Genomic DNA, 20,366 nt, shown 5'->3' with positions numbered 1-20,366 from the left:
GAACGAACGGTCCGGGCGGAGCGCCGGGATTTGTCAGTCTACAGCGACGCCAAACAAATCCCTTGCCTGTTCGGCGGTGTAATAACCCAGCCTCACGTCGCGCCGCACCAGTTCCGGGTCGCGCTGTCGCGGATCGCCATAACCGCCGCCGCCCGGCGTCCGGACGCGCACCCGGTCGCCGGCCTGCAGGGGAATGTCCTGTTCCTTGGAGAGGTGCGTGGGCACGTGCGGCTCGCCGTTGCGGAACACGGTGACGGTGTTCACCGCACCATCGGCCCCACCGAGCACGCCTTGGGGGCCGAAGCGGCCATGGTCCATGACAAAGGATGCGCGCGCTTCGCCGCGCAGGATTTCCACCTCGTAGGCGAGCCCGAAACCGCCGCGCCGTTTGCCGGCGCCGCCCGATCCCTCGCGCAAGGCATAATGACGGTAGAGAACGGGATAGGCCTGCTCCATCACCTCGACCGGCGGCGACTTGGAAATGCCGATGGTCGAGCAGCCGTTTGTCAGCCCGTCGTGGGAGGAATTGCCGCCATAACCGCCGCCGGAGATCTGATACATGACATAGTCACGGCCGCGCGAAGGATCATGGCCGCCGAGCGCGAAATTGCCGCTCGAGCCTGCGGGCGCTGCCGTCACCTTTTCGGGCAACGCCCGCACCATGGCGGCGAACACCGCCTCGGCGATGCGTTGCGAGACTTCCGCCGCGCAACCGGAGACGGGCCGCGGATATTTCGCGTCGAGAAACGTGCCTTCCGGCCGCTTGACGATCAACGGTTCGAAAGCGCCCGCGCTGATCGGCACCTCCGGAAAAATATGGCGCATGGCGAGGTAGACCGACGATAAGGTGGTCGCCAGCACACTGTTCATCGGTCCCGCACAGGGCGGGCTCGAGCCAGCGAAATCGAACGTCAGCGTCCTGCCCTGCTTTTCGACCGCCAGGCTGATCACCAGCGGTACGTCGACCACCCCGTCGGAATCGACATAGGCTTTCGAGCAGTAGACACCGTCCTCGATGGTCGAAATATGCGCCGCCATCTGCTCTGCGGCGCGCTTGCGCAACTCGGCAATGGCCGAAACGACGGTCTCGTCCCCATAACGGTCGAGGATCTCAAAAAGCCTGTCCTGCCCGACCAGAAGCGCCGCAGCCTGGGCCTTGATGTCGCCGATGCGCTGGTCGGCGATGCGGATGTTCGAGCAGATGATCGCGTAGATTTCCGGATCCAGGCCGCCCTTCTTGAACAGCTTGACCGGCGGCAGCCGCAGCCCCTCCTGCTCGACCGCCGTCGCCGAAGCGGAAAAGCCGCCCGGCACGGCGCCGCCGATATCGGGCCAATGGCCGGTGTTGGACAGCCAGCAGAAAATCTCGCCGCCGCGATAGACCGGCATGACGAACCGCACGTCCATGAGATGCGTGCCGCCGAGATAGGGATCGTTGACGATGTAGATGTCGCCAGGCTCCGGCGGCAGGCATCTGCCGTCGCGGATCATCTCGATCAGCGTCTTCGTCGAATATTGCATGACGCCGACAAACACCGGCAATCCGCCGGCGCCCTGCGCGATCAGCGCCCCGTCGACCGCCGAATAGATGCCGTCCGAACGGTCGTTGGCTTCGGCGATAACCGGCGAGAAGGCGGCGCGCGAGAAGGTAAGATCCATCTCGTCGCAGACCTGCTGGAGTGCGGCCTGAATGACCGATAGGGTTATGGCGTCGAGGGAAGTCATGCTTTTCCCACCTCGATGACAATGTTGCCATCCGCATCCGATACGGCGCGGTCGCCCGGCTCGATCACGGTCGTGGCGTCCATCTGCTCGAGGATCGCCGGGCCATCGAGTATCGCATCGAGCGGCAGCCTTTCGCGGTCATAGACCGGGGTGTCGTGCCATTTGCCGTCGTACCAAACCGGCCGCGTCTCGCGCCTAGCCGCCTCAAGCGACGTCGCACGCCCGGCGGGATCGATCAGCCGCGACAGGTCGACCTCGGGCCGAACGCCGATGACCGACGTGTTCAGATTGACCAGGTTGGCCCGGATCTCCGGCAATTCGACCTTGAAGCGGGCGAAATAGGCTTTTTCGAAAAGCGCCTGCAGCGTCTCGCGATCCATTTCCGTCGACAGCAGCGGCACGTTCAGAAGATGCGTCTGGCCGACAAACTGCATGTCGGCCGAATGCACGAAGCGGATCGTTTCCGGCCTCACGGCTTCCTTGGCGATCAGCGCGCTTCCCTCGGCGCGATGGCCCTCCAGCACCGACCTCACGCGCGCCGTGTCCAGCGCCATCACCGGCTGGTTGATGGTGTTGACGAAATCGTGGCGCAGATCGGCAACGACGCAGCCCAGCGCATTGGTGATGCCAGGCCTGGCCGGCACCAGCACCTTCGGCAGCCCGAGCTCGCGCGCCAATGCGGTGGCATGCAAGGGGCCGGCACCACCGAACGCAAACAGCGCGAAATCGCGGGGATCGTGCCCTTTCGCCACTGAAACCATCCTGATGGCGCCCGCCATCTTCAGATTGGCGAGCCGCAGCACCGCGCCGGCCGCTTCCACCCCATCCAGACCGACCGGCTGCCCGATGCGGTCCGCGAAGATGGCGCGCACCGCTTCCACGGTGACTGGGTGGTCGACCGCGAGAAGTTTTTGCGGGTTCAGACGGCCAAGCACCAGATTGGCGTCGGTTATGGTGGGCTCCCGGCCGCCGCGTCCATAGCAGATCGGGCCAGGATTGGCGCCGGCGCTTTCCGGTCCGATGCGGATCAGTCCGGCGGCGTCGATACGCGCGATCGAACCGCCGCCGGCGCCGACCGTATGCACGTCGACCATCGGCACATGGATCGGCATGGCATATTCGATCTCGATCTCGTTGGAGACCGCCGGCTGCGCATTGCGGATCAGGGCCACGTCGGTCGACGTGCCGCCCATGTCGTAGGTGACCAGGTTCCGGTAGCCGGCGCGCTTGCCGGTGTAGGCGGCGGCGATGACGCCCGAAGCCGGCCCGGACATCACCGTCTTTGCCGATTCACGGGTAACGAAGCGGGCAGAGATCATGCCGCCATTGCCGTTCATGATCAGAAAGTCCCTGACATAGCCGCGGCCCTCGAGCTCGCTGCGCAACCGCTCGATGTAGCGCTTCAGGATCGGCTGCACGGCGGCGTTGACGCTCGCCGTAACGCCGCGTTCGAATTCGCGCGCTTCCGACAGCAGCGTGTGGCCGGCGGTGATGTGATCGTTGGGCCAGCATTCGGCGGCGATCTCCGCCGCGCGCTTCTCGTGGATGGGATTGGCGTAGGAATGCAGGAAGTGGATGACGAGTGATTCGCAGCCCGCCTCCTTGAGGGCGCTCACCGCAGCGCGAAACTCTGCCTCATCGAGTGGCGTGCGGACCACCCCGCCGGCCTCGATGCGCTCGGAAACCTCCAGCCTGAGGTCGCGCGGAACCACTGGCACGAAGACGCCGGTCATGCCGTAGGGCTGCGGCCTGGTGCGGCGGCCGAGTTCGATGATGTCGCGGAAGCCGCGCGTGGTGATCATGCCGGTCCTGGCCAGGCGACGTTCCAAAACCGCGTTGGTCGTGGTGGTTGTGCCGTGCACGATGAGGTCGATGCCGTCCACCGGAAAACCCGCTTCCTTCAGCGCCGAAACGACGCCGAAGGCCTGATTTTCGGGCGTCGTCGGAGTCTTGGCGATGCGGACTTTGCCGCCGTCGCCGCCGTCGATCAGGATAAGGTCGGTAAAGGTTCCGCCAACGTCGATACCCGCAACAACGGCGCCGGTTCTCGCGCGAACGTTCTCAACCATGCACCAAATCCGAAATGACAGAACTAAGGATAGCCCGCAGTTTGGAAAGGCGTTTCCCGCCTCCATCTTGACGCAATATTCATTTGTATACTAATAATTCTTACTGACAAGACTCCCTGCCAGGATCGGTTTGCCGGCGCGCTGGGTTTGGTTCTCTCGCGCGCGCAACGGTGCTTGGCTTGTGCCCGAAGCCGGAAAGTAACGCCGCAATGCAGTCCGTGACCGCTCTCAAGACCGTTGACGCCGAACGCGTACAATTTCCGATTCCGGCCAATGTCCATGCCGAGACCGTGGTTTCGGTGAAGCATTATACGGACCGGCTGTTTTCGTTCCGCGTCACGCGCCCACAGTCCTTTCGCTTCCGCTCCGGCGAGTTCGTCATGATCGGCCTTCCGAACGCCGAGAAGCCGGTGTTCCGCGCCTATTCCATAGCCAGCCCGAGTTGGGATGACGAGATCGAGTTCTTTTCGATCAAGGTGCCGGACGGCCCCCTGACCTCCGAATTGCAGAAGATCGTCCCCGGCGATACGGTCCTGCTGCGCCAGAAGTCAACCGGCACGCTGGTGCTGGATGCGTTGACCCCGGCAAAGCGCCTTTTCATGATTTCGACCGGCACCGGCATTGCGCCTTTCGCAAGCCTGGTGCGCGACCCCGAAACCTACGAGAAGTTCGAGGATGTCATCCTCACCCATACCTGCCGCGACCATGCCGAACTGGCATATGGCGAGGAGTTGTTCGACCAGTCGGCCAACGACCCGCTGATCGGCGAACTCGCCAATGGCCGCCTGACGCTTTATTCCTCCACCACCCGCGAAATCTCCCCGCGCATGGGCCGCATTACCCGGCTGATGGAGAGCGGCATGCTTTACACGGATCTCGGCATCGCGCCGCTCAACCGCGAAACCGACCGCGTCATGATCTGCGGCTCGATGCACATGCTGCAGGACGTAAAGGCGCTGGTGGAAGCCGCCGGCTTCGAGGAGGGCTCCAACAACAAGCCCGCCGATTTCGTCGTCGAACGGGCGTTTGTCGGCTAAGCCGCATTGCTGACGGCAGGTGGAAAGTCAGGTGCCTAGCGGGCCGCATTCCGTTTGACGCTGAACGCGTCGATCAGCATCCTGACAACGGACATCGAGACTGTTCCCAGCAGGAAAATAGCAGCGATCCGTGTCGCCGACAGGTCCGGACGCCACATCTGTCCTTGACCATCTGACATTGTCCCACGTGGTCAACCAGGCATCATCATCTTAGAACAATCACTGATTGTGCGGAAGTGTTGGCCACGGGCTCCGTTGCTTGTTTTGACCATCCGGTCAAAATTCAGCTGCATCCCTCCCGGTTTTCGTTTATCAAACCACCGAGACAGGACTCGTGCAGGCGGGCTTAGCGCGGTATCCTGTCTGTCTACCCGGTCGAAAATCGGGGCAAACCCGCCAGGAAGTGCCATAAGACACCGGCGTTTGAGGAGGACAGGCGTATGAGCAGCAAGCAAGCCATTGCCGACATGCCGTCGGAGGCCGCCTCGGTGACGGCGTTGCCCGCGCGCGCTGCTGCAACCCCGGCAAAGGCGTCCGGCCACGGCATTGCGCGCAATCCGGGCATGGAACTCGACCTCGGCTGGCTGGAGGCAATGCGCCATGTCAATCGCTCGGCGTTGGAACGCCGCGTGGCAAGCCTCACCAAGCGCCGCTCCATCAAGGCCGACAACCAGGCCGCCTGGTTGCTGCGCGCTGTCTCGGTGATGGATCTCACCACCTTGAACAGCAACGACACCGACGAGCGCGTCCGCCGGCTCTGCGCCAAGGCGATAAGGCCGTTCCGCCAGGATATCGTGGACGGGCTCGGCATATCAGCGGCGAACATCCGGCCGGCCGCCGTGTGTGTCTACCATCCGTTTGTCGCGACGGCCGTCGATGCGCTGAAGGGCACCGGCATCCATGTGGCTGCGGTCTCGACCGCCTTCCCGCATGGCCTGTCGCCGCTTAAGACCCGAATCGCCGAAATCGAGGCATCGGTTGCCGACGGCGCCGACGAGATCGATGTCGTCATCCCGCGCGGCCTGGTGTTCGGCGCGAAATGGCAGGAACTCTACGACGAGATCGTCGCTTTCCGCGCTGCCTGCGGCGAGTCGCATCTCAAGGTCATCCTCGGTACCGGTGACCTGGCGACGCTGCGCAACGTCATGCTTGCCTCGATGGTGGCGATGATGGCGGGGGCCGATTTCGTCAAGACATCGACCGGCAAGGAAAGCGTCAACGCCACGCTGCCTGTCGGCCTGGCGATGGTGCGTTCCATACGCGCATATCACGACCGCACCGGCTATCTCATCGGCTTCAAGCCGGCCGGCGGCATCTCTACCGCCAAGTCGGCGCTCGACTGGCTGGTGCTGATGAAGGAAGAACTCGGCCGGCCGTGGCTGGAGCCGGAGTTGTTCCGCTTCGGCGCCTCCAGCCTGTTGACGGACATCGAGCGCCAGCTCGAACACCACCTGACCGGCCACTATTCGGCCAATCATCGCCACGCGATGGCTTGAGAATTCTTCGGGGAGATCTGGCTTTGAACATCCTGCAGCGATACGAGGCGATGGATTATGGCGCGGCTCCCGAAGCCCGCAACGAAGCGGACGCCTGGCTGGCTGGCGGCGATTTCTCGAAGGCGCTGTTCATCGGCGGGCAATGGCGCGCCGCGGCAAGCGGCAAGACTTTTGCCACGGAAGACCCCGCTACCGGCAAGCAACTTGCGAAAATATCCGACGCAGGTGACGCCGATATCGACGCTGCCGTAGCTGCCGCGCGCAAAGCGCTGCCGAAGTGGCTGGCAATGTCCGGCTATGCCCGTGCCCGCGTGCTTTATGCGATCGGCCGCGCCATGCAGCGTCACCAGCGTCTGTTCGCAGTGCTGGAATCGCTCGACAACGGCAAGCCGATCCGCGAGAGCCGCGACATCGACGTGCCGCTTGCGATCCGCCACTTCATCCACCATGCCGGCTGGGCGCAAACGCTGGACAGGGAATTCCCGGGCCACAAGGCCGCCGGCGTTGTCGGCCAGATCATTCCCTGGAACTTCCCGCTGCTGATGCTTGCCTGGAAGATCGCGCCGGCGCTCGCGGCCGGCTGCACCGTCGTGCTGAAGCCGGCCGAATTCACGCCGCTCACCGCCATCCTGTTCGCCGAAATCTGCGAGAAGGCCGGCGTGCCGAAGGGCGTCGTCAACATCGTACCGGGCGGCCCGGATGCGGGCGCGGCGATCGTCAACCACCCCGACGTCGACAAGATCGCCTTCACCGGCTCGTCGGAGGTGGGAAAGATCATCCGCAAGGCGACTGCCGGCAGCGGCAAAAAACTGTCGCTGGAGCTCGGCGGCAAATCGGCCTTCGTCGTCTTCGAGGACGCCGATCTCGACAGCGCGGTCGAAGGCCTTGTCGACGGCATTTGGTTCAACCAGGGCCAGGTGTGCTGCGCCGGCTCGCGCCTGCTGGTCCAGGAGGGCGTTGCCGACGCGCTGTTTGCCAAGATCCGGACCCGCATGGGTCAGCTTCGTCTCGGCAGCCCGCTCGACAAGAACACCGACATCGGCCCGCTTGTCGCTGCCGTGCAGCGCGACCGGGTCAGCGGACTTGTCGAGCAAGGCGCCCGCCAGGGCGCTGTCTGCTGGCAACCTGACAACGCGCTCCCGTCCTCCGGCTATTTCTATCCACCCACTTTGGCGACCGGTGTTTCGCCGGCTAACATCCTTGCCCAAGAGGAGGTGTTCGGCCCCGTGCTGGCGGCGATGACCTTCCGCAACACCGAAGAAGCAGTCGAACTCGCCAACAACACACGCTATGGGCTTGCCGCATCGGTGTGGAGTGAAACCATCAACCTCGCGCTGCATGTCGCTCCGCAACTCAAGGCCGGCGTCGTCTGGATCAACGGCACCAATATGTTCGACGCCGCCTGCGGTTTCGGCGGCTACCGCGAAAGCGGCTTCGGCCGCGAGGGCGGCCGTGAAGGACTGCTAGAATATCTGGCGCTGAAAACCGCGCCTGCCGGCGCCGTCCTCAAGCCATCGGCCCAGCCTGAAATCCGTATCGGCGACGGCGAGGCCCCCTTGATCGACCGCACGCCGAAACTCTTCATCGGCGGCAAGCAGGTGCGTCCCGACGGCAACTATTCTTTTGCGGTCGCAGACCGGAGGGGAAAACTTGCCGGCGAGGTCGGCCTCGGCAACCGCAAGGACATCCGCGACGCGGTTTCGGCCGCGCGCGCCGCTTCGAAAAGCTGGGGTGAGGCGACCGCCTACAACCGCAGCCAGGTCCTCTATTACCTGGCGGAAAACCTTTCTGGTCGCGCCGACGAATTCGCCACACGAATAAGCCAGCTCACCGGCGCATCGGCCAAGGCCGCCCGCGCCGAAGTCGACGCCTCTGTCGAACGGCTGTTCGAGCATGCCGGCATGGCCGACAAATTCGAAGGCCGCGTGCATCAGCCGCCGGCGCGCGCCGTGACGCTGGCGCTGCACGAACCGGTCGGCGTCGTCGGCGTTGTTGCGCCGGACGAAGCGCCGCTGCTTGCGCTGATCTCGCTCGTCGCCCCGGCGCTTGCGATGGGCAACACGGTCGTCGCCGTCCCCTCGGCGCGCTATCCCTTGTTGGCCACCGACCTTTACCAGGTCATCGAATATTCCGACCTGCCCGCAGGCGCCATCAACATCGTCACCGGCCGCAGCGCAGAGCTGTCGGCCGTGCTGGCCAAACACGACGATGTCGATGGGCTTTGGGTGATCGCCGATTCCGATACCTGCAAGCAGGCGGAAGCGGAGTCGGTCGGCAATCTGAAGCGCGTCTTCACCGGCAATGGCCGCTCCGTCGACTGGAACAGCGGGCCATGGTCGCCGGAAGCGCTGCTGCGCAAGGCGGTTGAGGTCAAGAACGTGTGGGTGCCTTACGGCGACTGAAGGCCGACCCACACATCGGATCGTCGTCAAATTAGTCAGCTCTCAGCCGGCTTGCCTCCGGCCAGCACCGAAAGCCGTGCCGCAGTTTCCACCACCATGTCGATGGTCTGCGGTATGCTCGGGGCGTCGGGCTGGTTGGTGGGCGCGAGATACGGGCAGGTGAGCGCAGCGATAGACTTGCCGTCCGGTCCGACGACAGGAGCCGAGAGGTTGTGCACGCCTGCTGTCTGCAGGCTCGCCATCACCTCGTGGCCGCGCTCGCGGATCTGGTCGAGCCGGCTCGGCAAGTCGGCCAGCGGGCCGCGATCGTCGGCGTGCTGTTCGTGTTCGGCTAACATCATCGCGCGCTCCTCGGGTGACCGAAAGGCGAGCAGGATATGGCCCGAGCCGGTGTTCAACAGGCTGATATGCGCGCCCACCCGGATCGAGATGCCCCAGTAGCCGGGCGCATCCTGTTGCGCAATCACCACCACCGCGCCGCGGTCGAACACCGCCAGGTGATTGGCCTGCCTTGATCTCTGGGCGAGTTCGCGCATCAGCGGGGTGGCGAAGGAAACCAGCCGCCGCACCGGCGCGTGGAACTGCGCCAGGCCGAAGAGTTTCAGCGTCAGCGTGAAGCGGTCGCCCTCCAGCCGGGTGACGTAGCCACGCCGCACCAGCCGGTCGAGCATGCGGTAGAATTCGTTCGGGCTGCGCCCGAGATGCTTGGCGATCTCGGCCTGCGTCAGCCCGCCATCGATGCCGGCCAGCAGCTCCAGTATGTCCAGCCCTTTGTCCAAGGCCGGCGCCCTGTAACGGTCAAAGTCCTCGTCGTCCGCCATCGGCTTCTCTCCGCGCGTCGGCCCTCCGTGTGACTGCCATCCATATACGAGCGCCAAGGCCAGGCAAGCTGCGGAAACCGCATGCGCGCCGGTGAGGGATACAAATGTTTATAAAAACAAGACGGATGACGCGGAAAGCCGGGTCCGTGCATTCCGGAAGAAATCGCCGAAGTCGCCCTTTAACGCGCGACCAGACCTGTACGACGAGACCGGCCTATGCAATCGATGTTCGTGGCTTTTTTCAGCCGGGTGGAATTACCTGGCGTCGCATAATGCGGCTGCGGACCGGATGAATGTCGGCGGCGATTGCGAGCGCCCTCAGGCTCTCTTGACTATGCCTCGACGGATTGCCTCTGTCGTCAAGGCGCTCCCATGAAGAACCTGGCCCATAGCGCTTCCTTTGATTCGGAACTCAAAGTGCACGATCAAAGCCTGGGATCAAACATCTCTCTCTAGATCGGCGAGCGCTCCTGAATGCCCGCGCCGTGCAGACCGAAAGGCCAAAGCGAAGGCCGCGGCAAGCACCGCCGCGGTGATCGCGTAGATCGTTGCGGCGATAGGACTCTGGACGAGGATCCAGAAATCGCCGTTCGAGATCGACAGTGCGCGCCTCAGATTGTTCTCCATGTCCGCTCCGAGCAGCAACCCGAGAACGAGCGGGATCAGCGAAATGTCCAGCTTGCGGAAGATATAGCCGACCACGCCGAAGCCGATCATCACCATGAGGTCGAAGGTGGAGTGGCTGATCGAGTAGACGCCAAGGAAGCTCACCATGATGATGAAGGGCATCAGGATCCACTGAGGCATGCTGAGCATCCGAGTGAACATGCCTACCAGCGGGATGTTCATCACCAGAAGCACGACATTGGCGATGTAGAGCGACGCAATCAGGCCCCACACCATGTCCGGCTGGCGCTCGAAGAGCAGCGGCCCGGGCTGGATGTTGAGCGAGATCAGGAGCGCGAGCATGACAGCGGTGGTGCCGCTGCCCGGTATGCCGAGCGTCAGCATGGGGATCAGCGCCCCGCCGGCGGCTGCATTGTCTCCCGCTTCCGGCGCGGCGAGGCCGCGCGGGTCGCCCTTGCCGAACGTGTCGTCCTTGTTGCTATAGCGCCGCTCGGCGACATAGGCCATGAACGCACCCTGCGATGCGCCGGCGCCTGGCAGGATGCCGGAGAGGAAACCGATGAACGAGCCGCGGACGGCCGCTCCCATGCCGGGCAGCATCTCCCTGAATTTCGGCACCGCGCGCCCCATCGGCACCAGCGTTCCGGTCGCATGATGGGCGGTTTCCAGGTAGACGAGGACCTCGCTGATGGCGAAGAGGCCGACGATCGCCACGACCGGATCGAAGCCGTCATAGAGGTTGAACGAGCCGAGCGTGTAGCGCGCCAGACCGGTGCCGGGGTCGAGACCGACGGTGGCAAGCATCAGGCCGAGAAAGCCGGCAAGCAGCATCTTCCAGGGGCTGGCGCCACCGACGCCGCCGATCATCGCGAAGGCCAGCACATAGAGGGCGAAATAGTCGCTCGGTCCGAAATAGATGGCGACGCTCGCCAGCATCGGCGCGAACAGCGTCAGGCCGATCGTCGCGATGGTCGAGCCGATGAAGGAGGCGACCGCCGAAATCGCCAGCGCCTCGGACGCCTTGCCGGCCTTGGCCATGGGGTGGCCGTCGAGCGTCGCCATGATGCTGGAGGCGTCGCCGGGGATGTTGAGCATGATGCTGGAGATGCGGCCGCCATAGGTGCAGCCGTAATAGATGCACGACATCAGGATCAGCACCGTGGTCGGATCGAGCCCCAGCGCAAAAGCCAGCGGGATCAGGATCGCCACGCCGTTGACGGGACCGATGCCGGGCAGGGCGCCGATGATGGTGCCGAGAAAGCAGCCGAGGACCGCGAAGGCGAGATTCGCCGGCGTTACGGCGACCGCAAATCCTTGGGCGAGAGACGATAAAATGTCCACGTTCGGTCAGCTCATGAATCGAGGATAGAGCGGCAGCGGCAAGCCGAGCAGCGTGTCGAAAACGACGAACAGGCCAACGGCCATCGCCACGCCGGAGATGACGGATTTTGGCCAGCCGGCACCAAGCAATCGGCCCATGGCCGAGGCGCCGAGCGCGGTGGCGACAACGAAGCCCAGTTCCTCCAGCAGAATGCCGTAGGCAATCAGCACGCCGACCGTTGCGATCTGCCGTATCGCCGGGAGGCCCGTTGCCCAGCCCGGATCTGGATCCGGGCGAAGGATAAGGAACAGGCTCAGCAATGCGGCCGGAACGGCCAGCATCTGCGGAAAGGCCGCGGGGCCGAGAGGGTCGCCGAAGCTCGCCTCATAGCTTGCCGCGGTCCAGCCGTAAAAGATCGTCAGGGCCAGGATCAACAGGCCCAGGATCCGGTCTGCCATCACAGGACTCCGATTTCCTTCGAAATCTGCTCCATCTGCTTGGCCTGGTCGATGACGTAGGCCTCGAACTCCTCACCGCCGCGCCAAATCGGAACCAGGCCGCTGCCTTCGGCGGCCTTCTTCCACGCTTCCGTGTCGAAGAGCGACTTCATCGTGTCGACCCACTTCTTGTAGTCCTCGTCCGACACATCGCCGCCAGTGTAGAAGCCGCGCCAGTTATAGCCGGTCACGTTGAGTCCTTGCGACTTTGCCGTCGGCGCGTCAGGAAAGGTGGGGATCGGGTCGTCGGAAAGGACGCCGAGGATGCGGGCGTCGCCGGATTCGACGAAGCCGGCGATCTCGCCGAGGTCGGTCGAGACCACTTGCACCTGGCCGCCCATCATCTGGGTCACCGCAGGGCTGCCGCCGTCGAACTGGACCCAGCGGATCTGTTTGAACTTTTCCGGCGCCATGCCCGCCGCTTTGGCCAGCATCAATAGGCGGATGTGGTCCCAGCCGCCGGCGCCGGAGGAACCGGCGGAGACGACCGAACCAGGATTCTCCTTGAACGCCTTCATGAGGTCGTCCAGCGTCTTGTACGGCGAATCCTTGGCAACGACGATGGCGCCCACATCGGTGCCGAGCATGCCGATCCAGCGCATCGCGTCCGTGCCGGCAGGATATTTGCCCTGGGCGATCTGGGTGACGCCGACCGTCGAGGTGGCGACGATGACGGCGGCGTCGGCAGGGCGCTTCGACATGATGTTGACGTAGGCCACGGCACCAACGCCGCCCGGCATGTTGGTTACTTGCACCGGCTCTTCCATCAGCTTCTCATCGTAGAGCAGCTTACCGACCGTGCGGCAGGTGAAATCCCAGCCGCCGCCGGGGTCGGCTGGAGCAATGCATTCGACGGCCGCGGCCTGTCCCATCGTCGCCATGGCGAGCAGCGCCGCAGCGCCCATCAGCTTGATGGCTGATTTCATCATTGTCATCGTGATTTCCTCCCTATTGTTCTCATGGTCTCCTCCTAGAGCCGTGGTTCTACCGGTCCCTACGGCCGGAATCGTGATGTTCGCCCGGATCATCGCGCCGTCCTCCGGCGAAGCTGCGGACGCCCAGAAATCGCCGGGTGCTATTGATCGCGTCATAAATCTGCCGCCGAACTTCGCGGCCGTGATGACGCAGCGCTTTCGCCGCGGCGTCGGCATTGCGGTCGCGCACGAGGCGGACTATCTCGCTGTGATCGCGATGCGCCGCCTCGCGGCCCTCCACGGTGTTGGAGACCAGCCAGCGGACGCGCATCGTCCGCGCTATGACATCCTGGACGGCGTCGCGAAGAAAGCGGTTTCCGGAAAGCTCCGCCAGGCGAACATGCACGTCGAGGCCTATCTCGAACCAGCTTTCCGGCGTGAACTCGGTGAGGCCGCGATCGATCGTCTCCTGCATGGCGTCGAGGTCGCCCGGCTGCGCCCTCGCGCAGGCGAGCCGGATCGCCGCATCCTCGATCAGTTCGCGGTATTCGAAGCTTTCGTCCAGCTCATCGAGGTCGAAGGGCGTCACCGCATAGCCCCGCGTCGTCCTCAAGATCAGGCCTTCACGGATGAGATGCATCAATGCCTGGCGAATGGGTGTCCTGGAGGCGCCGTAGTTGGCCTGCAAGGCGCGCTCGGAAATCACTTCTCCCGGCGCCAGCTTCAGCGAAAGGATGTCGGCCCGGATGCGCGACAGCATTCGGTCGCCGAGCAGCTGCTCCGTGCGCTCCTGCCTCCCGAGGGCCGGCGCGCCGGTTTGCCTGCGGTCCGCTGCAGCGTCCGCCTCGATGGAAGTCGCACGATTGGCCATTGACCCTCCTATTCAAGATGGTATACCAAGACGGTCGACCAAATCAACCGTTTTGTGAGGATAACGGGATGAACCTCAGGAGTAGACCCGAGGAGATGGGCTTTCCATCACATGCACGTGTCGTCGAAGTGGGGCCGCGGGACGGACTTCAGTCGGAACCGGAGTTCGTGCCGACCGAAGAAAAGTTCGCGCTCGTCAACAGCTTGATCGATGCCGGCATCCGCCACCTCGAAGTCACGTCCTTCGTTTCGCCGCGAGCCGTACCGCAGATGCGCGATGCAAGCGAAGTGCTGTCGGGCATCGACCGGACCAGGGGAGCGGTGCTAACGGCGCTGGTGCCAAACGCGCGGGGCGCCGAGCGGGCGATCGAGGCCGCCGTCGACGCGATGGTCGTCTTCATGTCGGCGTCCGAAAGCCACAATCGCAAGAACGTCAATCGCTCCCGCCAGGAATCCCTCGCTGGTTTCGGCGAGGTCTGCCGCACCGCCGAAACATCCGGCACGGCTGTCTATGGCGGCATCGCGACCGCATTCGGATGTCCGTTCGAAGGCGATGTGCCAGTTGAAGACGTGGTGGACATTGCGCGGCGCTATCGGGACATGGGCATAACGATGGTGTCTCTCGGCGACACAACCGGAATGGCCACGCCGCCACTGGTGCGCGAGCGCTGCCGCGCGCTTCGCGCGGCGGTGCCGGAGATCGACGTCGCGCTTCATTTCCACAACACGCGCGGTGCTGGTCTGGTTTGCGTCTATGCGGGGCTCCTGGAGGGCGTGACCCGCTACGAATCGAGCATCGGCGGCCTCGGCGGCTGCCCGTTCGCGCCCAAGGCGACCGGCAATATCTGCACCGAGGATCTCGTCTATATGCTCGACGAATGCGGCGTTGAGACTGACGTCGACCTTGGCAAGCTCATTGCTGTGGCCCGCCGGACGGAAGCTACGATCGGGCGCACTTTGCCTGGTCAACTGATGAAGGCCGGCCCCCGGCTCGAACTTCATGCAATGGCTGCGGCCGCCACCGCGAATGGTTGACGTATGAGAGATTTGTCGCCGCTAGATAAGAAGCCTCTCGAAGGCCTCAGGGTGATCGACCTCACTCGCGTTCTGTCGGGGCCGTTCTGTACGATGATGCTGGGCGACATGGGCGCCGAGGTGATCAAGGTCGAAACCGAGCGCGGCGACGCGACCCGCGAGCAGGGCACGCTGCGTGACGGATTTTCCTGGTACTATGCTTCTTTCAACCGCAACAAGAAGTCGATCGTCCTCGACCTGCGCTGCGAGGAGGGACGGTCGGTCCTGGCGAAGCTGATCGCATCGGCCGACGTGCTTGTCGACAACTTCCGGCCCGGCGTGCTAGCGCAGATGGGGTTCGACAAAGAGCGCCTGCGCGAAATCAATCCAAGACTAGTGACCGCCAATGTCAATGGGTTCGGAAGCTGTGGTCCCTATGTCGATCGCCCGGCTTTCGACTTCATTGCCCAGGCCATGAGCGGCCTGATGAGCGTCAACGGATACGACCAGGGCGAGCCGCTACGGTCCGCTCAGCCGATCACCGATCTTGTCGCGGGACTCTATCTCGCCTTCGGCATCACCGCCGCCCTGCGCGCCCGGGACATCAACGGCCACGGCCAGCATGTCGAAGCGGTAATGGTGAACGGCGCCATCAGCATGATGGCCTATCTCGCCTCGGAATATTTCGTGACAGGCAAGCTTCCAGAGCGCACCGGCAACGACCACCCGCTGGTCGCGCCCTACGGCCTTTTCCGCGCCTCCGACGGCGAGATCGCGATCGCTCCGTCGAACGATGTCATCCTGCGTCGCTTCCTTTCGGCGATCGGCATCGAACATCTGATGGACGATCCGTGCTACGACACCAACGAAAAGCGCTTCGCGCGCCGTAGCGAATTGCACGAGTTGATCGATACAAGGATCGCGAGCGGCACCCAGGAGAGCTGGATCGCGAGACTCAACACCGCCGGCGTTCCCTGCGGCCGTGTGCAGGCGCTCGACGAGGTCTTTGCCGATCCGCAGGTGCTCGCGCAGGAAATGACGATCGATGTCGAGCATCCCGGGCATGGCTTGGTTCGCATGCTGGGATTTCCCCTAAAGCTCCATGGCACGCCCTGCCAAATCCGTTTGCCGGCTCCCGAACTCGGCGAACACACCGATGAAGTGCTGGCTTCTGTAGGGCTTACGACTGACGAGATCAGCGCGCTCAAGGAGCGGCGCGTCGCCGGGGCTGTGCCGATGAATTGTGGGCCGGTGAATCCTAGCGCCGTGATCGCCGGTCCGGTTTCAGTGCAAGACCGGTGACTATTTCCGGTTGTCGCATACCTGACTGCAGGTAAGATTGGCGCGCCGAACCGATTAGGACGATAAAGGGAGTTTTCTGACGTGAAACTGGTGCGTTATGGCAAGGCAGGCTCGGAAAAGCCTGGGCTGATCGATAGTCAGGGCAAGATCCGCGATCTGTCCGACCATGTGAGCGATATTGCAGGTGCGGTGCTGGCGCCGGCGGCGCTCAAGAAGCTCGCCAAGCTCGATCCGGCATCGCTGCCGGTAGTGCGCGGCAATCCCCGCATCGGTCCATGCGTCGCTGGCACCGGAAAATTCATCTGTATCGGCCTCAACTACTCCGATCATGCTGCTGAGACCGGCATGGCTGTACCGCCCGAGCCGGTCATCTTCATGAAGGCCACCTCGGCGATCGTCGGCCCCAACGACGATCTCCTGATTCCGCGCGGCTCCAAGAAAACCGACTGGGAGGTCGAGCTTGGCGTCGTCATCGGCAAGACTGCGAAATATGTCAGTGAGGCGGACGCGCTGAACTACGTCGCCGGCTATTGCACCGTGCACGATGTCAGTGAGCGCGCCTTCCAGACCGAGCGCTCCGGCCAGTGGACCAAGGGCAAGAGCTGCGACACGTTCGGCCCGACCGGCCCATGGCTGGTGACCAAGGACGAAGTGAAGGACCCGCAGAACCTCGCGATGTGGCTGAAGGTCAATGGCAAGACGATGCAGGACGGCTCCACCAAGACCATGGTTTATGGCGCGGCGTTCCTGGTCTCCTATCTCAGCCAGTTCATGTCGTTGCAGCCCGGCGACATCATTTCCACCGGCACGCCCCCCGGCGTCGGCATGGGCATGAAGCCGCCGCTCTACTTGAAGGCCGGCGATGTGGTCGAGCTCGGCGTCGAGGGACTCGGCAGCCAGCGCCAGGAGGTCAAGGCCGACATCTAACCCAGATCGCGGTCGCGCGTGAAAAGCTCCTGCATCCGCGCGACGCCCCGCAAGGCGTAGCGGCCAACCGACACCAGGACCGGCCGCTCCGCTTCGGGCAACGATGCCCTGAACTCCGATGAGAAAAGCACGTCGCGATCGGCCGAACGGCACATTGTGGCGATGCGGCTCGCCTCGTTGACCGCCTGGCCGACCACGGTGAAGTCGAGCCGGTCCTTGCTTCCGATATTGCCGTAGAAGACGTCGCCGATATGCAGCCCGAGGTAGATGGAGCTGAAGGGATGGCCCGCTGAAGCCCTTCGCTCGTTGAGTTCCCTGAGCCTTGACCTCAGATCGGCCTCGGCCCGCAGCGCGGCTCGGCAGGCGGTGGCCGGGTCTTCCGCGGTGAAGATCGCCAAAACACCGTCGGCCATCAGCTTCAGCACATCGCCGCCGGCGCCGTGAACTGCCGAGATTACCGCTTCGGCATAGTCGTCCAGAAGCGGGATGAGCTGATTGGATTCGATGGTCTCCGAAAGCGCGGTGTAGCCTTGCATGTCGGAAAACCAGATAACCGCGTTTATTTTCTCCACGATTCCCCGAGACATCTTGCCCTGCAGTACACGCCGCCCGGCATCGCGGCCGAGATAGGCTTCGACAAGCGACTCGGCGACGCGCGCGAGAGATGCCGATTTGACGGCCAGACCGAGCATGGGCACCAGGCGTCGCAGCGCGGCCAGCTCTTCGTTGCTGAAGCCGCCCGGACGCGCCGTTAGCCAACGCGAGAGAAAACAATCCATTTCGCCGATCGCCGCCTCGCGGTCGAACCGCTGTATCAGCGCCAGGTAGTCCGTCTGCCCCTCCGACCGCAATTCGTCGAGAACGTTGAAGCCCTCGGTCTCGCCGGCTTCCAGCCGGCGGCGCATCTCGCTTTCACCGGATTGGAGGAGATAGTAGAAGGGGCTGCGGTGCCACCCTTCGACATTGTCGCCCTCCTCGCTCGGCCCGTATTCGGAGACGATCGTCTCGAGCTGCTTGTCACCGGCCCAGAAGAACGCGCGGCCCTCATAGACCGGATGCAGCGTGTCTATGATGATAACCCCGCGCGTAAGGCCGATGCCGGCCGCAACGCAACGCTCGCAGAAGCCATGCAGCAGCGACACCTCGTCGCCGCCGGCCAGGCCTCGCGCGATAACCCAGTCGGCAACCTCGTTGATGCGCTTGTCGTCCATTGCCAAACCACCACCACCGATGTCGCCTGAGCGGCGTAACATTGCGGTTGGTTATGCCACGACCTTGCCGTCGCTGCCAAACCTGTATGTCTTTCCGGGTTCAGGCGTAGCGTAGACGGTTGCGCCAGGCTCGGCGTTGTAGACGCCGAAGATGCGCACCGTCAGCAGCCCCGCTTTCTCCGTGTCGATATAGAGATTGGTGTCGGCGCCGAGATGTTCCGCATGAATGACTGTGCCTTTCCACGTGCCGTTCTTGGCGTCGACGGTAAGGTGCTCTGGCCTGACGCCGATGGTCTTGGCGGTTTCGCCGAGCCGCGCCCCGTCGATGAAGTTCATTTTCGGCGATCCGATGAAGCCGGCGACGAATTCATTCGCCGGCGAATTATATAGTTCCATGGGACCGCCTACCTGCTCGATCCGGCCGCCGTTCAGCACCACGATCTTGTCGGCCAGCGTCATCGCCTCGACCTGATCGTGCGTCACATAGATCATCGTCGCCTTCAGCCGACGGTGCAGCTGCGCGATCTCCAGCCGCGTGTTGACACGCAAAGCCGCATCGAGGTTGGACAGCGGCTCGTCGAACAGGAACAGCTTCGGCTCGCGCACCAGCGCCCGGCCGATGGCGACGCGCTGGCGCTGTCCACCGGAAAGCTCGGCCGGACGCCGCTCCAGATAGGGTTCCAGCGACAGCATCGCCGACGAGGCGGCAATGCGCTTCTCGATCTCGGCTGCCGGCGTTCCCGCCTGCTTCAGCCCCAAGCCCATATTGTTGCGCACCGAAAGATGCGGGTAGAGCGCGTAGGTCTGGAACACCATGGCAATGCCGCGCTTGGCCGGCGGCACATGATCGACTTTTTCGCCATCGATTTTCACGTCGCCGGCGGTGAGATCTTCCAGTCCGGCGATAATGCGCAACAGCGTGGACTTGCCGCAACCCGACGGGCCGACGAAGACGACGAACTCGCCATCCCTAACCTCCAGGTCGATGCCTTTCAGCACGTCGACCTTGCCGAAGCTTTTCTTCACATTTTCGATTTTGAGAGAGCCCACGGCTTCGTTCCCGTTCCGGAGTTTTTCTAGAGACGGACGGCGCGGCCGGAGCGCACGCTTTCGTCGGCGGCAAGGCAGACGGCGAGCGACTTCACCGCATCGTCCATGTGACGGCCAAGGTCGAGGTCCTCGCGGATCGCCTTCAGCACGAAGGCCTGTTCGCGGTCGCAAAGGCCCTGATGGTCGGGTTCGTCCTTCATCGACAGGTTCTCGTCGGCGTGCACGAATTTCCCGTCCGCCCCGGTCTTGGCCCGATGCACGCGGATCACGTTGGTCTTGGTGTGCGCGTCGATATCATCCGATCTGGCGCTGTCGCTCATGACGATCGAGACAGAGCCATTCGGCGAGATGACATCCTTCACGAAGAACGCGGTTTCCGACATCATCGGCCCCCAGCCGGCCTCGTACCAGCCGACCGAACCGTCGTCGAACAGCACCTGCAGGTGGCCGTAATTGTACATGTTGGGGTCGATCTCGCCGGTGAGCCGCAGCCCCATGCCACGCACCTCGACCGGTTTGGCGTCGGTGATCTGGCACATCACGTCGAGATAATGTACGCCGCAGTCGACGATCGGCGACGTCGTCTGCATCAACTGCTTGTGCGTGTCCCAGGTGTGGCCGGAGGACTGCTGGTTCAGGTTCATGCGGAACACGAACGGCCCGCCCAGCGCCCGCGCCTCGGCGATCAGCCGCATCCAGGAAGGATGGTGACGCAGGATGTAACCCACCGCCAGCTTCCGGCCATTGGCGCGCGCCGCCGCGACGACGCGCTCGGCGTCAGCCACCGTGGTCGCCAGCGGCTTTTCCACGAACACATGCGCGCCGGCCTCCAGCGCCTTCACCGCATAGTCGGCATGGCTATCGGAATAGGTGTTGATCGAGGCGACGTCCGGCTGCAATTCGCGCAGCGCCTCATCGAAGGAGCGACGCATCGGATAACCCGACAGTTCCCCGGCCGGTGCCGTGCCCGATCGGTTGACAAGTGCTGCGATCTGGAAGCCCGGATTGTTGTGGTAGGCGAGCGCATGGCTCCTGCCCATGTTGCCGAGCCCCGCCACCAGCACGCGCAGCGGCTTTTCCATG

The 20,366-nt window shown here is 63.7% G+C and carries 16 protein-coding genes; 6 read left to right on the top strand and 10 right to left on the bottom strand.

What is annotated here, in order from left to right; all coding sequences use genetic code 11:
- Nucleotides 1-33: 33 nt before the first annotated feature.
- Nucleotides 34-1,725 (bottom strand): hydantoinase B/oxoprolinase family protein, encoded by a 1,692-nt coding sequence (locus F3H98_RS09615; protein WP_149759920.1) that lies wholly within the window; start codon nt 1,723-1,725, stop codon nt 34-36.
- The gene (locus F3H98_RS09610) at nt 1,722-3,794 is read right to left on the bottom strand and encodes a hydantoinase/oxoprolinase family protein (RefSeq protein ID WP_149759919.1); all 2,073 of its coding nucleotides are present in this window, start codon (nt 3,792-3,794) and stop codon (nt 1,722-1,724) included. Before F3H98_RS09610 ends, F3H98_RS09615 begins: the two co-directional genes overlap by 4 nt.
- Before the next feature lie 209 nt (nt 3,795-4,003).
- On the opposite strand from F3H98_RS09610, the gene F3H98_RS09605 reads away from it, so the two are divergent.
- From F3H98_RS09605 to F3H98_RS09595, 3 genes are all read left to right on the top strand, one after another.
- A complete protein-coding gene (locus F3H98_RS09605; protein WP_149759918.1) occupies nt 4,004-4,831 on the top strand; it encodes a ferredoxin--NADP reductase in 828 nt (275 codons plus the stop codon).
- 440 nt (nt 4,832-5,271) lie between these two features.
- Nucleotides 5,272-6,327 (top strand): deoxyribose-phosphate aldolase, encoded by a 1,056-nt coding sequence (gene deoC, locus F3H98_RS09600; RefSeq protein WP_149759917.1) that lies wholly within the window; start codon nt 5,272-5,274, stop codon nt 6,325-6,327.
- 23 nt (nt 6,328-6,350) lie between these two features.
- Nucleotides 6,351-8,729 (top strand): aldehyde dehydrogenase family protein, encoded by a 2,379-nt coding sequence (locus F3H98_RS09595; RefSeq protein ID WP_149759916.1) that lies wholly within the window; start codon nt 6,351-6,353, stop codon nt 8,727-8,729.
- A gap of 35 nt (nt 8,730-8,764) precedes the next feature.
- Here F3H98_RS09595 and F3H98_RS09590 read toward each other — a convergent pair whose 3' ends face one another.
- From F3H98_RS09590 to F3H98_RS09570, 5 genes are all read right to left on the bottom strand, one after another.
- Nucleotides 8,765-9,550 (bottom strand): IclR family transcriptional regulator, encoded by a 786-nt coding sequence (locus F3H98_RS09590; RefSeq protein WP_149759915.1) that lies wholly within the window; start codon nt 9,548-9,550, stop codon nt 8,765-8,767.
- Nucleotides 9,551-9,988: 438 nt separating this feature from the next.
- Nucleotides 9,989-11,518, bottom strand: a complete 1,530-nt coding sequence (locus F3H98_RS09585) for a tripartite tricarboxylate transporter permease (protein WP_149759914.1) — start codon at nt 11,516-11,518, stop codon at nt 9,989-9,991.
- 6 nt (nt 11,519-11,524) lie between these two features.
- Nucleotides 11,525-11,956 carry a tripartite tricarboxylate transporter TctB family protein gene (locus tag F3H98_RS09580; protein WP_149759913.1) on the bottom strand — a complete coding sequence of 144 codons (432 nt, stop codon included), beginning with the start codon at nt 11,954-11,956 and terminating at the stop codon, nt 11,525-11,527.
- On the bottom strand, nt 11,956-12,930 hold the full coding sequence (locus tag F3H98_RS09575; protein ID WP_149759912.1) for a Bug family tripartite tricarboxylate transporter substrate binding protein: 975 nt from the start codon (nt 12,928-12,930) through the stop codon (nt 11,956-11,958). The genes F3H98_RS09580 and F3H98_RS09575 overlap by 1 nt, the downstream gene beginning before the upstream one ends.
- Before the next feature lie 49 nt (nt 12,931-12,979).
- Entirely contained in the window at nt 12,980-13,780 is an 801-nt protein-coding gene (locus F3H98_RS09570; RefSeq protein WP_149759911.1) for a GntR family transcriptional regulator, read from the bottom strand.
- A gap of 68 nt (nt 13,781-13,848) precedes the next feature.
- Between F3H98_RS09570 and F3H98_RS09565 the strand changes: the two genes are divergently transcribed.
- The 3 genes from F3H98_RS09565 (at nt 13,849) to F3H98_RS09555 (ending at nt 17,022) form a co-directional block, all read left to right on the top strand.
- The gene (locus F3H98_RS09565; protein ID WP_149759910.1) at nt 13,849-14,814 is read left to right on the top strand and encodes a hydroxymethylglutaryl-CoA lyase; all 966 of its coding nucleotides are present in this window, start codon (nt 13,849-13,851) and stop codon (nt 14,812-14,814) included.
- A 3-nt stretch (nt 14,815-14,817) separates the two neighbouring features.
- Complete coding sequence (locus F3H98_RS09560; RefSeq protein WP_149759909.1) at nt 14,818-16,095, top strand: CaiB/BaiF CoA transferase family protein; 1,278 nt, start codon at nt 14,818-14,820, stop codon at nt 16,093-16,095.
- Nucleotides 16,096-16,176: 81 nt separating this feature from the next.
- Nucleotides 16,177-17,022 carry a fumarylacetoacetate hydrolase family protein gene (locus F3H98_RS09555; RefSeq protein WP_149759908.1) on the top strand — a complete coding sequence of 282 codons (846 nt, stop codon included), beginning with the start codon at nt 16,177-16,179 and terminating at the stop codon, nt 17,020-17,022.
- On the opposite strand, the gene F3H98_RS09550 is transcribed toward F3H98_RS09555, so the two are convergent.
- From F3H98_RS09550 to F3H98_RS09540, 3 genes are read right to left on the bottom strand one after another with little or no spacing between them, the layout of a single operon-like run.
- Complete coding sequence (locus tag F3H98_RS09550) at nt 17,019-18,233, bottom strand: adenylate/guanylate cyclase domain-containing protein (RefSeq protein ID WP_149759907.1); 1,215 nt, start codon at nt 18,231-18,233, stop codon at nt 17,019-17,021. The two genes, F3H98_RS09555 and F3H98_RS09550, sit on opposite strands and share 4 nt — an antisense overlap.
- Nucleotides 18,234-18,284: 51 nt before the next feature.
- Nucleotides 18,285-19,283, bottom strand: coding sequence for an ABC transporter ATP-binding protein (locus tag F3H98_RS09545; protein WP_149759906.1), 999 nt, complete (start codon nt 19,281-19,283; stop codon nt 18,285-18,287).
- A gap of 26 nt (nt 19,284-19,309) precedes the next feature.
- On the bottom strand, nt 19,310-20,365 hold the full coding sequence (locus F3H98_RS09540; RefSeq protein WP_149760039.1) for a Gfo/Idh/MocA family protein: 1,056 nt from the start codon (nt 20,363-20,365) through the stop codon (nt 19,310-19,312).
- Between the last annotated feature and the right edge of the window lies 1 nt (nt 20,366).

Origin of the sequence: Neomesorhizobium albiziae (genome assembly GCF_900114255.1) — a bacterium.
Classification (GTDB): Bacteria; Pseudomonadota; Alphaproteobacteria; order Rhizobiales; family Rhizobiaceae; genus Neomesorhizobium; species Neomesorhizobium albiziae.
The sequence above is the reverse complement of the archived record's forward strand: the minus strand, read 5'-3'. Positions and strand labels throughout refer to the sequence as shown.

Excerpts from the sequence above, each read along its gene's own strand:
- F3H98_RS09570 (WP_149759911.1), bottom strand. The coding sequence starts at position 13,780 with ATGGCCAATCGTGCGACTTCCATCGAGGCGGACGCTGCAGCGGACCGC.
- F3H98_RS09560 (WP_149759909.1), top strand. The coding sequence starts at position 14,818 with ATGAGAGATTTGTCGCCGCTAGATAAGAAGCCTCTCGAAGGCCTCAGG.
- F3H98_RS09575 (WP_149759912.1), bottom strand. The coding sequence starts at position 12,930 with ATGACAATGATGAAATCAGCCATCAAGCTGATGGGCGCTGCGGCGCTG.
- F3H98_RS09590 (WP_149759915.1), bottom strand. The coding sequence starts at position 9,550 with ATGGCGGACGACGAGGACTTTGACCGTTACAGGGCGCCGGCCTTGGAC.
- F3H98_RS09610 (WP_149759919.1), bottom strand. The coding sequence starts at position 3,794 with ATGGTTGAGAACGTTCGCGCGAGAACCGGCGCCGTTGTTGCGGGTATC.
- F3H98_RS09615 (WP_149759920.1), bottom strand. The coding sequence starts at position 1,725 with ATGACTTCCCTCGACGCCATAACCCTATCGGTCATTCAGGCCGCACTC.
- F3H98_RS09550 (WP_149759907.1), bottom strand. The coding sequence starts at position 18,233 with ATGGACGACAAGCGCATCAACGAGGTTGCCGACTGGGTTATCGCGCGA.
- F3H98_RS09580 (WP_149759913.1), bottom strand. The coding sequence starts at position 11,956 with ATGGCAGACCGGATCCTGGGCCTGTTGATCCTGGCCCTGACGATCTTT.
- deoC (WP_149759917.1), top strand. The coding sequence starts at position 5,272 with ATGAGCAGCAAGCAAGCCATTGCCGACATGCCGTCGGAGGCCGCCTCG.
- F3H98_RS09605 (WP_149759918.1), top strand. The coding sequence starts at position 4,004 with ATGCAGTCCGTGACCGCTCTCAAGACCGTTGACGCCGAACGCGTACAA.
- F3H98_RS09565 (WP_149759910.1), top strand. The coding sequence starts at position 13,849 with ATGAACCTCAGGAGTAGACCCGAGGAGATGGGCTTTCCATCACATGCA.
- F3H98_RS09540 (WP_149760039.1), bottom strand. The coding sequence starts at position 20,365 with ATGGAAAAGCCGCTGCGCGTGCTGGTGGCGGGGCTCGGCAACATGGGC.